The sequence below is a fragment of the Salinimicrobium gaetbulicola genome (assembly GCF_042676025.1).
Taxonomy (GTDB): domain Bacteria; phylum Bacteroidota; class Bacteroidia; order Flavobacteriales; family Flavobacteriaceae; genus Salinimicrobium; species Salinimicrobium gaetbulicola.
This window is the reverse complement of the sequence record NZ_JBHTJP010000035.1, coordinates 1,004,189-1,019,247: the sequence shown is the minus strand read 5'-3', so window position 1 is coordinate 1,019,247 and position 15,059 is coordinate 1,004,189. Positions and strand designations below refer to the sequence as shown.

Genomic DNA, 15,059 nt, shown 5'->3' with positions numbered 1-15,059 from the left:
AGTCTCAAAATTGAGGCTTTTTTTTTGCGTACATTTGACATATTAAAACAATAAAAACTATGGATTTTTTAAATTCAATTTTGAAAGTTTTTGTTGGCGACAAGTCCAAAAAGGACATTAAGGAGATTCAGCCTATCGTCACTAAGATCAAAGAGCTGGAACAGGAGTTTGAGGCTCTTTCCTTAGATGAACTCCGCGCCAAGACTGCCACTTTCAAAAACAAAATACAGGAAGCCCTTAAAGAGGTCAATGCTGAGATTGAAAGCCTGAATGCCGAAGCCGACGCCTCTGAAGACATTACCCGCAAGGAAGATATTTACGCTGAAATTGACAGCCTGAAAGACAAAGCATATGAGATCTCTGAAAATGTGCTTAACGAGATACTCCCGGAAGCTTTTGCAACCATAAAAGAAACCGCCAAACGCTTTGCTAACAATCAGCAATTAAAAGTTACCGCATCTGCTTTTGACCGGGAAATTTCCGCAGATAAAGATTATGTAAACCTTGATGGAGACCATGCGATATGGAACAACTCCTGGGATGCCGCCGGTAAACCAGTAACCTGGGATATGGTGCATTATGATGTACAGCTTATTGGTGGTATCGCCATGCACCAGGGGAAAATCGCCGAGATGCAAACCGGGGAAGGTAAAACGCTTGTAGCTACCCTTCCTATGTACCTGAATGCCCTAACGGGAAATGGGGTTCACCTGGTAACAGTGAATGATTACCTGGCAAAAAGGGATAGCGCCTGGATGGCACCTCTTTTTGAATTTCACGGCTTGAGAGTAGATTGTATCGATTATCACAGACCAAACTCAGCGGCACGAAGAAAAGCCTATAATGCAGATATTACCTACGGAACCAATAATGAATTTGGTTTTGATTACCTGCGTGATAATATGTCTCACGCTCCAGATGACCTGGTACAGCGCCCACACAACTTCGCCATCGTAGATGAGGTGGATTCGGTATTGATCGATGACGCGAGAACGCCACTTATCATTTCAGGGCCTATCCCAAAAGGGGATGTTCACGAATTTGACCAGCTGAAACCGGCTGTTGCCAACATCGTTGAAGCGCAACGTAAATACCTTACAGGTGTTCTTGCCGAAGCAAAGAAATTGATCGCTGCAGGAGATAACAAAGAAGGAGGTTTCCAGTTATTGAGAGTTTATCGTGGTCTCCCAAAGAATAAAGCACTTATCAAATTCTTAAGTGAAGAAGGAGTTAAAGCCTTGCTTCAAAAGACCGAGAATTTCTACATGCAGGACAACAACCGCGAAATGCCAAAGGTTGATGCCGAATTGTACTTTACCATTGAAGAAAAGAACAACCAGATAGATCTTACCGACAAGGGTATTGAATACCTTTCAGGAAAAGATGACCCTGATTTCTTCGTAATGCCTGAAATTGGTATGGAGATCGCCAAAATTGAAAAAGAAGGCCTTTCCAAAGAAGAAGAAGCAGAGAAAAAAGAAGACCTTTTCCGCGATTACAGCGTGAAAAGTGAACGCATACACACCCTTCGCCAGTTATTGAAAGCCTACACCCTGTTTGAGAAAGATACAGAGTATGTAGTGATGGAAAATAAGGTGAAGATCGTTGATGAGCAAACAGGTCGTATCATGGAAGGACGTCGTTACAGTGACGGACTGCACCAGGCTATTGAAGCCAAGGAAAATGTGAAGATCGAGGATGCAACTCAGACCTTCGCGACCGTGACGCTTCAGAATTATTTCAGAATGTACAGCAAACTATCGGGTATGACCGGTACCGCTGTTACAGAAGCAGGGGAATTCTGGGAGATCTACAAACTTGATGTGGTCGAGATCCCAACCAACCGTCCTATTGCCAGAAAAGATAAAGAAGATCTTGTTTTCAAGACCAAACGTGAAAAATACAACGCGGTAATTGACCATGTTACCGAACTTTCCAGAGCAGGAAGACCGGTATTGATAGGTACAACTTCTGTAGAGATCTCAGAGCTTTTAAGCCGAATGCTGAAGCTGCGCAATGTGCCTCACAACGTTTTGAACGCAAAATTGCACAAGAAAGAGGCCGATATCGTAGCAGAAGCCGGTAAAGGAGGGATTGTGACCATTGCCACCAACATGGCAGGTCGTGGTACAGACATCAAACTTTCTAAAGAAGTGAAAGATGCCGGTGGTCTAGCCATAATAGGTACAGAGCGTCACGACTCGAGACGTGTCGACCGTCAGCTAAGAGGTCGTGCCGGTCGTCAGGGAGATCCTGGTTCTTCTCAGTTTTATGTTTCTCTTGAAGATAACCTGATGCGTTTGTTCGGATCTGAAAAGATCGCAAAACTTATGGACCGCATGGGTCTGGAAGAAGGGGAAGTGATCCAGCATTCCATGATCTCAAAGTCTATCGAAAGAGCCCAGAAAAAGGTCGAAGAGAACAACTTTGGGGTACGTAAGCGACTTCTGGAGTATGATGATGTTATGAACGCCCAGCGTGAGGTGGTTTACAAACGTCGTTACCACGCTTTATTTGGAGACAGACTTCGTGTGGATATCGCCAATATGATCTATGATACTTCTGAAGGTATCACGGAAACCAATAAACTGGCAAACGACTTCAAGAACTTTGAATTCGAATTGATCAGATATTTCTCAATGAGCTCCCCAATTACAGCGGAAGAATTTGAGAAGATGGATTTCCAGAAGATCGCAGGAATCATTTACAAGACTGCCTACGAGCACTACCAGGCTAAGATGAAGAGCAATGCAGATGCTGCATACCCTGTCATCAAACAGGTTTGGGAAGATAAAGGCAATAATTTCGAGCGAATCTCTGTACCATTTACAGATGGTGTAAAAACTTTATCAGTTGTTACTAACCTGGAGAAGGCTTATGAGTCTGAAGGAAAGCAACTGATCACCGATTTCGAAAAGAACATCAGTTTAGCCATTATTGACGACGCGTGGAAAACGCATTTACGTAAGATGGATGAATTGAAGCAAAGTGTACAGTTGGCTGTTCATGAGCAGAAAGATCCATTATTGATCTACAAGTTCGAAGCTTTTGAATTGTTCAAAGTGATGCTTGATCAGGTGAATAGAGATGTGATCTCCTTCCTTTTCAAAGGAGAGCTTCCGGCACCTAACCCAAGTCAGATCCACGAAGCGAGACAACAGCGTCGTGAAAAAGTTGAAACTACCAAGGAAGAGATCCCGAACATGGATGAGCGTGCAGCACAAAACAGGGCTGCAGGACAAACCCAGCGCCGTCCTCAGGTAACTGAAACCATTACCAGGGAACGTCCTAAGATTGGTAGAAACGACCGTGTTACCATTAAAAATGTAATGAGCGGCGAGAATAAATCCATGAAATTTAAACAAGCTATCCCTTTATTAGATAAAGGAGACTGGGTGCTTGTTGATGAATAAAATACGTTAAATACTATTTTTTTAAAGACCCGAAGTTCACGCTTCGGGTCTTTTATTTTCCATTTTTTCTAAAGAAGGCTCTTTTTTTCCTAATTTTAGATACTATCCGCTAAAAAAGTCATTATGGAAAAACGCTCTATCGAAATCAAATGGGGGATCATTTTCAGTATTGTCCTGTTAATTTGGATGTTTGGAGAAAGACTTTTTGGCCTTCACGACACATACATTGAAAAACACGCTATCTACACCAATTTCTTCGCTGTGTTAGCGATCGCTATTTATCTTTTCGCTCTTTATGACAAAAGGAAGAATTATTACAACGGCTATATGTCCTGGCGGGAAGGATTCATTTCTGGTCTTTTTATCACACTTGTAATATTGATCTTGTCCCCTTTGACTCAGTACATAATTAGTCAATATGTCTCCCCGGAATACTTTCCTAACATTATAAGGCATTCGGTTGACAAGGGTGAGATGACCCGAAACCAGGCAGAAGAATATTTCAGTTTAAAAAATTATATTGTGTTAACCGCCGTATGGGCAGTGATCTCAGGGGTGATAACCGCTGCTTTGACAGCTTTGATCATGCGGAAAAACAAAAAGAGACTGTAATCGCAAATAACCCATTTCAACTCTTTCCTCATGAAGGAAGCCAAATTACACTCCCGGGACAAGATCCTTTTTTTCAATAAAGAATATATTGCCGAATTCGTTTACGGCGGAATCGACGGCGCTATTACCACTTTTGCAGTGGTAGCAGGTGCTGAAGGCGCCAGTCTAGGTATTTCTGTAGTGATCATATTAGGATTGGCCAATCTTATTGCCGACGGATTCTCAATGTCTGTCGGGAATTTTTTCTCCACCAAAGCCGAAAGAGATTCCTTTGAAAAACACAAGCAGGTAGAATATTGGGAGATAGAAAATCTTAGGGAGAGGGAGATAGAAGAGATCAGGGAGATCTATGCTGCAAAAGGCTTTAAAGGAGAGCTCCTCGACCAGGTTGTGGAAGTTATCATTTCAGATAAGGAAGTTTGGGTAGATACCATGATGAAAGAGGAATTGGAAATGGTAAAGGGTGAAAAAACACCTTATAAAACGGCCGGGGTAACTTTCTTAAGTTTTATATTGGTTGGCTCAGTCCCATTACTTTCTTATGTCTTTGTGGGAAACGGTATTTCAGCCAATAATCCGCTATTATTTTTCTATTCCTGTATGCTGACCGCAGTAGCTTTAGCCATCGTAGGAAGCTTAAAAAGCATTGTTAACGAAAAAAATATTTTTATCGGGATCATTGAGACACTCTCCCTGGGCGGTCTGGCCGCGCTACTGGCTTATTTTGTAGGGGATTGGCTCGAAAAACTCTTTGTATAGCACGAAATCATCGGTAAGAAAATTCCATCTATTATAAATCTTAATTTTTTCAGTTTATTCTTAAAAAAGACTGAATATTCTATTAAAAATCAGCGTTTTAACAATTGATTAGCAGCACCTATGAATACTCCATTAGTATATTGCCTCATAATTTTAAAAGGCATACTATGGAAGATCGTTACTCTAAATTTAAAAAATTGAACTGGCTTCTCACCCAGAGCTTTGAAGCCGAACGGGTATACTACAATGCAGGCGAAGATGTTCAGCAAGTGGACTTGAAACGGTTTTTCAATCATGAAAGTGTGAACCGAAACAGGTTTAGCTACGAGATATCTGAACAACTGGTCCAGGCAGGTGTAGAACCGCATAAAGACTGGGTGCAGAAAGGAAATCTCCACAGAGATTGGAGGCAGGAAAAAAAGGCGCTTACCCGCCAAAAACCTTTAAAACTGCTCAAAAAATGCAGGGAAAGAGATGAAAAGAATCTGGAACTGTATGAAGAGATCATTAAGGAAAAGAAACTTCCAAAAGAAGTTCTTAAGGTCTTGAAAAGACAGCGGAACACTATCGTCAAAAGCCTTTCAAATGCCCAGAAATTTAAAAGCGGGGAACAACCTCTTGAATCCAATAAGGAGCCAAAAGTATTAACCCTAAAAGCTATTTAAGGACAGATTTAAAAAATTGCTATATTAAAATCCATCAGCCTAAACGCTGGTGGATTTTTTTTCGGCTTGGATTTTGCTAACTTCCTTGCATGAAAAGGACTATTAAGAGAACATTCCTGGGGTTGATGATACTAGCGGGAACCATCATGGTTGCCTATGTCATTTTTAAAACCAATACCAAGTCCTTCAGTCCCGAAGAAACAGTGACATTCCCTGTCGATGAACTAACACTGGAAGTTTTTTATAACCGGCCATATAAGAAAGACAGGGAGATCTTTGGAGGCCTTGTACCTTATGGGGAAGTTTGGCGTACAGGCGCAAATGAAGCCACCACTTTTTTTACAGATCAGGAAATCCTTGTAGATGGCTCTCAATTAGCAGCGGGTACATATACCTTATGGACCATTCCGAATGAGAATTCTTGGAAAGTTATTTTCAATTCGAAATTATATCCGTGGGGAATCACACCGGACGGTCAACCTTCCAGAGAAGCGGAATTCGACGTGCTTACAATCGAGGTACCGGTCATTAAACTAGACCAGCCTGTAGAACAGTTTACCATAGATTTTGAACACACTCATGATTTCATTCTTATGACTATGGCCTGGGATAAAACCATGGTCGAGATTCCAATTAAAGATCTGTCAAAAGTAGATAAGATCAGTTGAGTTTGTCACAATAAAAAAGACCGGCTGAGACCGGTCTTTTTTATTTCACTTTAATCTGATCTAACTTATTTCAACAGCACATCGCTAAAGTTCGCGCTGATCGAGATCGACGCATTGGCATTTTTACTTTGATTAAAGCCGTTCAATTTTTGCGTGTCATAGGACTTGCTGGATTTTAGCTTTAATCGATCAGGAAATTTCACCTTACTCTTGGTTCCGGTGTACTGGAAATTATAGGCTACTTCGGGAAGATCAAGTTTAAGATCACTGTTTTCAAGAACAATATCCAGGCTCTTGAAATCATTTCCCAATTTATCGATCACCAACTCGCCAAATGTTCCTCTTAATATTCCTTGGTCCACCAATTCTTTGATGACCACATCGCTGGAATTAGAGGTCAATTTGATACTTACTGCTTTATCAATATGTAATTCTTGAATATAAGAAGCCTTCAACATTCCATAATTCCATTGCTTCACCTTTACCGGGGTATAAGCTACTTTTAGATATGTCTTTTCTCCGGAAATGGTATTCGCAGTAAAACTTCCGTGGGCCAGATCTCCTCTGAGATTCTTTACATTTCCGGCCATTTTCACATCTCCATGGCGAACATTCAGTTTTACCGACCCGTTCTTCGGAATTTTTATCCTGATGGTTTTCTTCGCTTTCAGGTCATCCCCACGCAGGATGATCGTCTTGCCATCAGATTTTTTATACTTTGTTTCCACTTCTTTTTCCAAATTCTGAGCCCAGGTTTCCATTTCCTTTCCAAACTGTTCTCCCCAGGCTTCCATACTTTTTCCGAATTCCTCACCCCAGGCTTCCATCTCCTTTTCAAATTTATCTCCCTTCATGACGATCACCTTGTTCTTCCAGATTGCAGAGTCGTTTTCAAATTTCGAAGCCCACTCTTCCATTGATTTTTCAAAATCTTCACCAAAATTCTTTTCTATCTTCTTTTCAAATTTTTCAAGATACTTGTCACCATCCTTTCGGTAAGCTTCATAATCAAAATGAAGATCTCCCATGTTCTCATAAAATTCAGGAGGAAGCGGATTTCCTGAAATACTTTCTAACATAGGCCCTATCATCTCTTGAATAGGTGAAATGATCTCAGGTAGTTTAGAAAGAGACTCCTCAAAGGCGGTCATATCAATATTTCCATTCCAGGTCATTCCGCCGGAAGATTTGACGACTACCTCTTTTCCATTCCCAGAAGCCCGAAGATCCCAGTTTTTAAGGATCCTGTTCATTTCCTCCTTATCCATACCTTTAAGTTCCATGTAGGCCTGCACCTGCACTTCATTCTTATCCCAGTGCTCAACCTCTATATTGGTATGTGTAGCATCAATATTCAGGGTCACATCTGCATTCGTTTTAAAGGTCTTGTCCAGTTTCTTTGTCTGGGCAAAAACCGATGCACAGCTTAGCAGCCATACTAACAGGTAATTAAGCTTGATGATTTTCATAATTCTTATTTTGAGATTGATTGATTTCCTTTAATTTATTTTTAAGCTTGAAAAGCAGCTCCAGTCTTAACTGAAGGTTAGAGATCATAGACTCTATACTGCTGTCATTAAGACCGGTTTCAGCGATCTCTTTATTAAGCCTTTTATATTCCTTGTCCAGCTCGGCCAGTTGTTCCATAAATGAATCTACAAGGGCTTTGTTCTCGTCGTTCACCTCCAGTTTGGCCAGTTCAATGTTCAGATTCGCCAGGTAATAGTTTTCAATTTTCTTGAATTCAGGAGAGACATCACTTAACTGGTATTCTTTTGCCACCGGAATCTCTTCATCCTTGGTTACTTCAGTATTAGTATCAGTATCTACAACCTCATTCCCTCCAATGTTCGGATCCTGGTTATAGAAAATAAATCCTACTCCAAGTGCAATTACCATTACGGCCGCGATCTTTAGGAAGAAGAACTTATTGTTTGATTTCTTTGTTTCCTGCGGAAGTGCTTTCTCAAGCTTTGCCTGGAACCTATTCTGATGGCCTTTTTCTAATTTATCAGAAGTAAAACTTTTGTCCTCCTGAAACATTTTTCTAATATCCTGTGCCATGACGTAAATTTTTTAATGCTTCCTGTAATTTTTTCTTTCCTCTGTGCACCAGCGTCCGTGATGCGACTTTTGTAATATTCAATATTTCGGCAATTTCTTCGTGATCATACCCTTCCAGCAAAAACAACATAAGCGGGTATTTGTACTTTTCGGGAAGTTGCTCCATCTTATTTTTGACTTCCTCTATTCCTATCCCGTCCTCAATTGACCAGTTCTCATCTTCTTCTACCGTTCCCATCACCTGTTCATTCAAAGCGATCAATTCCATTTTTTTCGCTTTTAACTTATCAAGGCATTTATTGATGACGATCCTTTTTAACCATGCTCCGAATGTTACTTCGCCATTGAATTGATGGAGCTTTTCAAAGGCCTTGACGAAAGCCTCCTGCATAGCGTCTTCAGCTTCATAAGAATCTGTAATGAACCGTTTGGCGACATAATACATACCTTCACAATACTTATTGTAAAGCTTCATCTGTGCCCTGCGGTTATTCTGCTTGCAAGCTTCTATTAATTGATGTTGTATCAAAATAACTTTTTTGGTTGCTGTTCATTTTAAAGACGACAGCTTTTCACCCGCGTTGCAAAAAAGTTGATAATTTTTGCCAGCTGTCTATTATCGGGGTGTTAAAAATAGAAGTTTTTAACTTTTAATTTCTTCGGAAGGTTTTACGGTCTCATTTAGATCAAAAAAAAGAGGCATTAAAAAATGCCTCTTTTGAGTATTGATATATTACTTGAAGTTATTCTTCATCCAACATAAGATTCAAAGTAACATCGAGATTATCCATGGTCGCTCTTGAGAACGGACAGATCTCATAGGCTTCATCTACCAGGTCCTCTCCGGTTTCCACATCTACGCCGGGCAGGTAAGAATCAAGGATAACAGAAAGTTGTTTATCATCATCCTCGTTCAATCCCAGTTCAACCGTAGCAGTCACACTAAAATCTTCGATATCTATATTTTGATTGTCAGCAGCTACTTTCAGGGCACTGCCAAAACTCGACGCGTAGGCTGCTGCAAAAAGTTGTTCAGGATTGGTCTTGTCGCCGGGTTGCCCCAGTTCAAAATCCAAAACTCCGTCATCACTTCGAACCTGACCTTCACGTCCGCCATTATTTGTGGCTGTTGCTGTATACAATGTCTTCATAATGATCTTTATTTTATTAATTTAGTACTTCAATATACGAAGAAGATTCCCACTTAAAAACAATATTTGAGTTTGTCCAAGAAATCTGCATTAAATGAATCTGAAGGCCAGCGGCCTTCCACGGGGGTAAACGCGAATATTGCAAAAAAGATCAGAGCGTCCCGAAAAAAGGAAGTTTCCGTAGAAAAACTTTTTGAGGAACTTATTAATGGGAATAAATCTGCCTTAAGCAGGGCAATCACCTTGATCGAAAGTACAAATCCTGCTGTCCAGGAAAAAGGCGAGCTTCTTATAGAAAAATGTCTTCCGCATGCGAACAGATCCATCCGGATCGGGATCACCGGCGTACCCGGAGTTGGAAAAAGCACTTTTATAGAAGCATTTGGGGGATTCCTCGCAGACAGCGGAAAAAAAGTAGCGGTGTTGGCAGTAGATCCTACCAGTACGGTTTCCCGCGGGAGCATTCTTGGAGACAAAACACGAATGGAAACACTGGTCTCCCATGAAAATGCGTTTATCAGGCCTTCTCCTTCCGGAGATTCTTTGGGAGGTGTCGCAAAAAAAACCCGTGAGACAATTATTCTCTGTGAAGCAGCCGGTTTCGACACCCTTCTGATCGAAACTGTGGGAGTTGGACAAAGTGAAACCACGGTACATAGCATGACCGATTTCTTCCTGCTATTAAAGCTGGCCGGTGCCGGCGATGAATTACAGGGTATAAAACGAGGGATCATGGAAATGGCAGATGCCATTGTTATTAACAAAGCTGACGGGGAAAACTTAAAACCGGCGCAAAAGGCCCGTGCAGAATTCAGAAGAGCTTTACATCTATATCCCGCAAAGGACAGCGGTTGGCAGCCTAAAGTTTTGCTTTGCAGTGCTCTTGAAAAAACAGGGATAACCGAGGTGTGGAACTTGATTTCTGAATATAAAAAGTCGCTGAAGGAAAGTGGAGAGTTTGATTCAAAAAGGCATCAGCAGAATAAATTCTGGATGCTACAAACTATTGAGGAACATTTGAAAAGCAGATTTTACAACCATCCGGAAATTAAAAAATTACTACCTGCTCAGTTAGAAGCCCTTGACAAAAATGAAACCACTCCCTTCCAGGCCGCCGATTTCCTTCTGAAGAAATACAGGTCCCTATAGAAAATTGGCCTTATACCATTCTACCTGTAAGCTCAATCCTTCCTTTAATCCGGTTTTAGGCGCATAATCAAGCAGAATTTTTGCTTTCTCGATATTGGCCAGGGTTCTTGACTGGTCTCCTTTACGCTTCGGTACTATCTCCAGTTCGATATTTTTTCCCAGGATTTCCTCTACCAGGGAAATTCCTTCCGCAGTGGAATGTTCATCTTCGGCTCCCAGGTTGATGATCTCCCCATTGATCTTTTCATGATTCTGAACGGCTTTATAAACTCCATCGACAATATCGCCTACATAGGTAAAACTGCGAAGATGTTCTTTACTGCCTTCGAAAATGGGAAATTTTCGATCTTCTAATCCACAGGCAATTAACTTCGTATACAGTTTTTCGGGCCGCTCTCTCGGGCCGTATACAGAGTACAACCTTAAGGATGATGCTTTTAGCTTGATAAGCCTGCTCTGGGCAAGAACTAATTGTTCCGCTGCGAGTTTGGTCACACCGTACCAGGATGCAGGCTTAGGTTCTTCGGTTTCAGAAAAAGCAGCTTCAAGTCCGTAGATCGAAGAAGTGGCAATATTTACAAAATGCTTCAGATCTTTATTCTGATGGGAAAATTCAAGTAAATTCTGAGTACCCAAAATATTATTACTGTAGTAATCCTCGAAGCTCACTGAATCAGAAATACCCGGTTGGGCCGCAAAATGAATGATAAAATCAAAATCAGTGTCCAGCTCCTTTAGATCTCCGGGATTCCTAAGATCCATTTTAAGGACAGGAATTCCTTGTTTCTCAAGGGTCTGGGTATTCAGCTTCTTAAGACCTATATCATAATAAGAGGAGTAATTGTCCAGCCCAATGACCTCAAAGCCTTTTTTCTTAAAATATTCCGCAGCATGCGATCCTATAAATCCTGCTGCACCTGTCACCAATACTTTCATTATTTTACTTTTCTGGAAGACCGAGGGATAATGTGTTTTCACAAAGAAACAATCATTTTTTATAAAAGTGTAAAATCACCATCATGTTTTGCATAATTAATTATTTATAACTTTGCCCAACACCAGCCTATATATGGATTACCAATTTACTATAATCGTTCCTCTGTACAATGAAGAGGCAAACCTGTTGCGAGTAGAAAAGGAACTTGGTAAATATCTTCATGAAGCCTCACTCAAGACGTGTGTTCTTTTTGTAAATGATGGGTCTACTGATAACAGCCTGGAGCTTGTAGAAGAAATTTGCAGCCGCCACAGTGAATTCAAATTTATTTCTTTTGAACAGAACAGAGGATTGAGCGCTGCCATTAAGGCAGGATTTGACCACACCTTAACTCCTTTGGTTGGATATATAGACTCCGATCTGCAAACCGATCCTGAAGATTTTGAATTACTGCTGAAAGAAATCGGTGATTATGACCTGGTCACAGGGGTTCGAACAAACCGGAAAGACTCCTTTGTCAAAAATATCTCCTCTCTTATTGCCAACGGCATAAGAAGAAGTTTCACTCAGGACGGGATGGATGATACCGGCTGCCCGCTGAAGGTCATTAAAACAGATTACGCTCAGAATATCCCCATGTTCAAAGGTTTACACCGGTTTTTACCAGCCATGATTCTGCTTCAAAAAGGCAAGATCAAACAAGTGCCGGTGCGTCATTACCCAAGGATTGCAGGGAAAGCAAAATTCCATGTAATGAATAGACTTGTAGGTCCTTTCATCGATTGTTTCGCATACCTCTGGATGAAAAGAAATTATATAGAATACAAAATTGCCCGTAAGAATGAGTAGCTGGTGGGTATACACCATAGGATTCATCGCCCAGATCCTGTTCTCAGCACGGTTAATGATACAATGGATCGCTTCAGAGAAACAGAAAAAGGTCCTCACTCCTTCCTCCTTTTGGAAAATCTCCCTTTTTGCATCCTTTCTCCTGTTTGTTTATGGATACCTGAGAAGTGACTTCTCGATTATGCTTGGCCAGGCACTCACCTACTTTATTTATATCAGAAACCTGCAATTACAGGGGGAATGGACCAATTTAAATGTCAATTTCCGATGGTTTTTATATTTATTTCCGGTTATCCTTTTTTTCTATTCTTATAATAACAACACCTACGACATTCAAAAATTATTCTTTAACGAGGAAATTCCGCTCTGGTTACTGGTTTTAGGATCTGGAGCACAGATAATTTTTACTTTCAGGTTTATTTACCAGTGGATCTATTCTGAAAAGATCAATGAATCTGTGTTACCGCTAGGATTCTGGATCCTTAGTTTGACCGGTGCCGGCTTGATCCTTATTTATGCCGTAATACGAAAGGATCCCGTTTTACTGATTGGCCACCTCGTTGGATCTATTATTTATATTAGAAATATTGTGCTAAGCGTACGTCAATATGCATAAGACCTTAACAAAATACCTGTGGTGGATCCTCCTTACGGGAGTACTGATTTTCTTTCTAAATCTTGATGTCCTGCATGTCAATATTATGGAGGCTCGCAACTTTGTAACGGCCAGAGAAATGGTTCATGATGGCAACTGGCTGCTCACGACCATGAATGCAGAACCAAGATACGAAAAACCTCCCCTGCCTACCTGGCTTACAGCCATTAGCGGAATAACCTTTGGAATGGAAAGTCTTTTCGCGCTTCGCTTACCGGCTGCTCTAATCACTCTTCTGCTGCTTTATTTCTTCTTCAAATTAATACCAAAGCTGGAAGTATCGTTAAAACAATCCTTTTTAGCTACCCTTATTTTAGCTACTTCATTTTATATCATTTTTGCCGGTCGAAACGGGCAATGGGATATTTTCACCCATTCTTTTATGATGGGCGGCATCTATTTTTTATGGAAATTTTTCAGCTCTACTGAAGGCTTATATAAAAATGGATTCCTGGCAGCATTCTTTATTGGACTTTCCTTTTTGAGCAAAGGCCCGGTTTCGCTCTTCGCGCTTCTTTTACCATTTTTGATAGCATACGGAACCACCTATAAATTTACCAGTTTCCGAAGTAGGCTTAAACCCTTCCTTGTCTTTTTGTTAATTGCCCTGGCAGTTAGCGCATGGTGGTTCATATATGTTCGAGTCTTTGACCCCATCGCTTTTCTAAAGGTCACCTCTGTAGAAACCTCCAGGTGGGCAAATTATAATGTCAAGCCCTTTTATTATTACTGGAGCTTTTTTACCCAAAGCGGCATCTGGACCATTCCGGCGTTTGTCGGACTTTTATACCCCTATCTTAAGAATAAGGTTTCAAACAAAAGAGCCTATGTTTTTTCTATGGTGTGGACACTTTCAGCAGTGATCCTGTTATCGATCATCCCGGAAAAAAAGGCGCGATACCTGTTGCCTGTAATGATACCACTGGCGCTAAATACCAGTTTCTACATTGAATATTTATTCAGGAGATTCCAATCCCTGCCCAGGAAGGAAAGCTGGGTGGTATATTTCAATTTTGCCCTCATTGCCTGTATTGGAATTGCTTTTCCTTTGGGCGCTCCATTTTTTCTGAAACCTGACGGTTACTGGAGTCAGTACTTTTTTACTTCTATTGTGCTTTTCGGAATTGGTGCCGCTATCATCTATTTTCTGATAAAGAAGAAATTCCCCCAGGTCTTTTACCTAACGGTCGCATTCATCTGCGGAATAATGGCTGTTGGTTTTCCTCTTGCAAATGCCCTGCTCCATAATCCGGATTTTCGAAACTTTTCAGAGCTCCAGACAAATAAGCCCGTTGGTCTTAAGATCTATGAATATGACCATTTAACACCCGAAATAATTTGGGAATATGGTGAACCAATCCCAAGGATCTATGATAAAGATTCCATCAGATTTCCAGAGGAGGAAAAATTTGGGCTCCTCATAATAGAAAAGGACACTTCAGAATTAAAAAAGCTGGAGAATTCCTATTCCATCCAACCTTCCGGGAGATATGACCTTAATTATGTAAACCCCGAAAAAAGGGGATACAAAAGCAGGCTGATCAGGAGGTTTTATGTTTTGGAGAAGAAGGAATAGAAAAGTACTTTTCCAAAAGGTATTTCCAGAGTTTGTAAAATAATAATCCAAGCAAAATTCCGAAGAACCAGCCCACCACAATATCACCGGGGTAATGTACTCCTACATAAATTCTACTATAGGAAACCAAAGCCGCCCAGAAAGTAAGCACCACCAAACTACCCTTCCAATACTGTCTCAAGATCAATCCCAGAAAAACGGTCAATGCCGCTGAACTTGCCGCATGAGCAGAGAAAAATCCGAAACGACCACAGCGCACGGCTACATATCTCGCAAGTTCCATCACTCCTTCCTGCCGGCAGGGACGCGGCCTTTCAAAAGTGTGCTTGAAAAGATTCGCTAATTGATCTGTACAGGTAATAAGACCGGCTACCAATAAAAGCGTGACCAGAGTCTTTTTCAACCCTATACTCCTGTATAAAAGATAAAGCAGCAGGGCATAAAAAGGAATCGAGCTTAGCTTGTTGGTAATTAGATTCCAGAAATTGTCCCAGGCAGGGTTACCCAGAGTATTTAAAAACAAGAAAAGTTCCTGATCGATCTTTACCAGTTCTTCCATTT

At 40.9% G+C, this 15,059-nt stretch carries 15 protein-coding genes; 9 read left to right on the top strand and 6 right to left on the bottom strand.

Going from position 1 to position 15,059, the window contains the following annotated elements:
- The first annotated feature begins 59 nt into the window (after window positions 1-59).
- The 5 genes from secA (at window position 60) to ACFQ1G_RS14000 (ending at window position 6,117) form a co-directional block, all read left to right on the top strand.
- Complete coding sequence (gene secA / locus ACFQ1G_RS14020; protein ID WP_380740581.1) at window positions 60-3,413, top strand: preprotein translocase subunit SecA; 3,354 nt, start codon at window positions 60-62, stop codon at window positions 3,411-3,413.
- A 123-nt stretch (window positions 3,414-3,536) separates the two neighbouring features.
- Window positions 3,537-4,025 carry a DUF4199 domain-containing protein gene (locus ACFQ1G_RS14015; RefSeq protein WP_380740579.1) on the top strand — a complete coding sequence of 163 codons (489 nt, stop codon included), beginning with the start codon at window positions 3,537-3,539 and terminating at the stop codon, window positions 4,023-4,025.
- A gap of 30 nt (window positions 4,026-4,055) precedes the next feature.
- Complete coding sequence (locus ACFQ1G_RS14010; protein WP_380740577.1) at window positions 4,056-4,784, top strand: VIT1/CCC1 transporter family protein; 729 nt, start codon at window positions 4,056-4,058, stop codon at window positions 4,782-4,784.
- Window positions 4,785-4,951: 167 nt separating this feature from the next.
- On the top strand, window positions 4,952-5,449 hold the full coding sequence (locus tag ACFQ1G_RS14005) for a PA2169 family four-helix-bundle protein (protein WP_380740575.1): 498 nt from the start codon (window positions 4,952-4,954) through the stop codon (window positions 5,447-5,449).
- Window positions 5,450-5,538: 89 nt separating this feature from the next.
- On the top strand, window positions 5,539-6,117 hold the full coding sequence (locus ACFQ1G_RS14000) for a DUF2911 domain-containing protein (RefSeq protein WP_380740573.1): 579 nt from the start codon (window positions 5,539-5,541) through the stop codon (window positions 6,115-6,117).
- A gap of 65 nt (window positions 6,118-6,182) precedes the next feature.
- Here ACFQ1G_RS14000 and ACFQ1G_RS13995 read toward each other — a convergent pair whose 3' ends face one another.
- From ACFQ1G_RS13995 to ACFQ1G_RS13980, 4 genes are all read right to left on the bottom strand, one after another.
- Window positions 6,183-7,586, bottom strand: coding sequence for a hypothetical protein (locus tag ACFQ1G_RS13995; RefSeq protein WP_380740571.1), 1,404 nt, complete (start codon window positions 7,584-7,586; stop codon window positions 6,183-6,185).
- Complete coding sequence (locus ACFQ1G_RS13990; protein WP_380740569.1) at window positions 7,567-8,181, bottom strand: hypothetical protein; 615 nt, start codon at window positions 8,179-8,181, stop codon at window positions 7,567-7,569. The genes ACFQ1G_RS13995 and ACFQ1G_RS13990 overlap by 20 nt, the downstream gene beginning before the upstream one ends.
- Complete coding sequence (locus ACFQ1G_RS13985; RefSeq protein WP_380740817.1) at window positions 8,165-8,656, bottom strand: RNA polymerase sigma factor; 492 nt, start codon at window positions 8,654-8,656, stop codon at window positions 8,165-8,167. The genes ACFQ1G_RS13990 and ACFQ1G_RS13985 overlap by 17 nt, the downstream gene beginning before the upstream one ends.
- 268 nt (window positions 8,657-8,924) lie before the next feature.
- Window positions 8,925-9,332, bottom strand: coding sequence for an Ohr family peroxiredoxin (locus tag ACFQ1G_RS13980; RefSeq protein WP_380740567.1), 408 nt, complete (start codon window positions 9,330-9,332; stop codon window positions 8,925-8,927).
- Window positions 9,333-9,398: 66 nt separating this feature from the next.
- Between ACFQ1G_RS13980 and meaB the strand changes: the two genes are divergently transcribed.
- Entirely contained in the window at window positions 9,399-10,481 is a 1,083-nt protein-coding gene (meaB, locus tag ACFQ1G_RS13975; protein WP_380740565.1) for a methylmalonyl Co-A mutase-associated GTPase MeaB, read from the top strand.
- On the opposite strand, the gene ACFQ1G_RS13970 is transcribed toward meaB, so the two are convergent.
- A complete protein-coding gene (locus ACFQ1G_RS13970) occupies window positions 10,476-11,417 on the bottom strand; it encodes an NAD-dependent epimerase/dehydratase family protein (protein ID WP_380740563.1) in 942 nt (313 codons plus the stop codon). The two genes, meaB and ACFQ1G_RS13970, sit on opposite strands and share 6 nt — an antisense overlap.
- Before the next feature lie 133 nt (window positions 11,418-11,550).
- On the opposite strand from ACFQ1G_RS13970, the gene ACFQ1G_RS13965 reads away from it, so the two are divergent.
- From ACFQ1G_RS13965 to ACFQ1G_RS13955, 3 genes are read left to right on the top strand one after another with little or no spacing between them, the layout of a single operon-like run.
- Entirely contained in the window at window positions 11,551-12,267 is a 717-nt protein-coding gene (locus ACFQ1G_RS13965) for a glycosyltransferase family 2 protein (protein ID WP_380740561.1), read from the top strand.
- The gene (locus ACFQ1G_RS13960) at window positions 12,260-12,883 is read left to right on the top strand and encodes a lipid-A-disaccharide synthase N-terminal domain-containing protein (protein ID WP_380740559.1); all 624 of its coding nucleotides are present in this window, start codon (window positions 12,260-12,262) and stop codon (window positions 12,881-12,883) included. Before ACFQ1G_RS13965 ends, ACFQ1G_RS13960 begins: the two co-directional genes overlap by 8 nt.
- The gene (locus tag ACFQ1G_RS13955) at window positions 12,876-14,498 is read left to right on the top strand and encodes an ArnT family glycosyltransferase (protein ID WP_380740557.1); all 1,623 of its coding nucleotides are present in this window, start codon (window positions 12,876-12,878) and stop codon (window positions 14,496-14,498) included. The genes ACFQ1G_RS13960 and ACFQ1G_RS13955 overlap by 8 nt, the downstream gene beginning before the upstream one ends.
- On the opposite strand, the gene ACFQ1G_RS13950 is transcribed toward ACFQ1G_RS13955, so the two are convergent.
- The gene (locus ACFQ1G_RS13950; RefSeq protein ID WP_380740556.1) at window positions 14,464-15,057 is read right to left on the bottom strand and encodes a phosphatase PAP2 family protein; all 594 of its coding nucleotides are present in this window, start codon (window positions 15,055-15,057) and stop codon (window positions 14,464-14,466) included. The genes ACFQ1G_RS13955 and ACFQ1G_RS13950 overlap by 35 nt on opposite strands.
- Between the last annotated feature and the right edge of the window lie 2 nt (window positions 15,058-15,059).